At 69.4% G+C, this 1,457-nt stretch carries 2 protein-coding genes; both read right to left on the reverse strand.

The annotated features are described in order from the left end of the window. Nucleotides 1–374 (reverse strand): beta-ketoacyl synthase N-terminal-like domain-containing protein (locus tag ACH4RG_RS36475; RefSeq protein ID WP_397932810.1); only part of this gene is annotated, 374 nt, incomplete at its 3' end. Nucleotides 375–439: 65 nt separating this feature from the next. Then, nucleotides 440–1,457: beta-ketoacyl reductase (locus tag ACH4RG_RS36480; protein WP_397926111.1), on the reverse strand; the 1,018-nt coding region annotated here is incomplete at its 5' end.

Below are 1,457 nucleotides of genomic sequence, written 5' to 3' on the forward strand. Positions count from 1 at the left end.
CGCTGCTGCGGATCCATCGCCAGCGCCTCACGCGGCGAGATCCCGAAGAACTCCGCGTCGAACCCCGCCACATCGTCCATGAACCCACCACGCCGCACATACGACTTGCCCGACTGTTCCGGGTCCGGGTCGTACAGGTTCTCCGGCCAGCCACGGTCACCGGGGATCTCCGAGGTGGCGTCGACACCGGCCGCCACCAGATCCCACAACTCCTCCGGCGAACGCACCCCACCCGGGGTACGGCACGCCATTCCGACCACCGCGACCGGCTCCTGGGCGACGGCGGTCAGCCGCTGGTTCTCGCGTTGAAGCCGTTCGGTCTCCTTGAGCGAGGTACGCAGCGCCTCGATGATTTCCTGGTTCGACGTGGTCATGCTGGGGGGCTCCGCTCTGGCAGGTGGGCATCGGTGCAAGGGGACGACGGGGTCGTTTCGGCTGCTCAGGGCAGGATTTCGCCGCGAGCCATGCGGACGAGGTCCTCGATCGCCAACGAATCGATCGTGCTCGCTTCTCGGCCGTCCGGGTCAGGTTCAGCGGTCTTGTCCGTGGTGTCGGCGGGCTCCTCGGTCGCGGCGACCAGGTTGCTCAGGTGCTCGGCCAACGCCTCCGAGGAGGGATGGTCGAACACGGCGATCGGCGAGAACCGGATGCCGGTCGCGCTGCCGATGCGGTTGCGCAACTCGATGGCAGTAACGGAGTCGATGCCGAGATCCTTGAAGGCCTGGGCGACCTCGACGGTCCGCGACCTGGAGTGGCCCAGCACCGTGGCCAGCTCGCCGCAGACCACGTCCAGCAGCTTCTCCCGGCGCTGTGCGGGGGGCAGTGCGGCGAGCAGCTCCAGCGGACTCGGACCGTCCGCACCGGGGACGGTGTCGGCGGTCTTGCCGTGCGTGCCGATCAGCTCCGCTACCAGAGGGTGCGGCCGCGAGGCGCTGGAGCGCTCGGCGACGCGCTCCCAGTCGACATTGGCGATCGCCACCGTGGTGTCGCCGTGGTCGAGGGCCTGCTGAAGTGCGACGACTCCGAGGTGCGGAGTCATCAGATCCATGCCGCCCAGGCCGATCCACTCCTGGAAGTCCTGTTCCCCGGCCATGCCGCTCCCGGCCCAGGCGCCCCAGGCGATCGAGGTCGCCGGGAGCCCCAGGGACCTGCGGAACTCGGCGAAGGCGTCGAGGTAGGCGTTGGCCGCGGCATAGGCGCCCTGACCGACGTTGGGCAGGAGGCTGCCGAACGAGGAGTAGAGGACGAACGCGGCCAGGTCGTGGTCGAGCGTCAACTCGTGGAGGTTGAGCACGGATTGGGCCTTGGGCCGCAGGACCTGCTCCAGCTGTTCCGGGGTGATCGCGCTGAAGGGGCGGTCGTCCGCGGTGCCGGCGGTGTGGATGACGGCGGTGAGGGGGTGGTCGGTGGGGATGGTGGTGAGGGTGTGGGCGAGGGCTTGGGGGTCGGCGGTGTCG

Source organism: Streptomyces sp. NPDC021019, assembly GCF_044333295.1.
Lineage (GTDB): Bacteria > Actinomycetota > Actinomycetes > Streptomycetales > Streptomycetaceae > Streptomyces.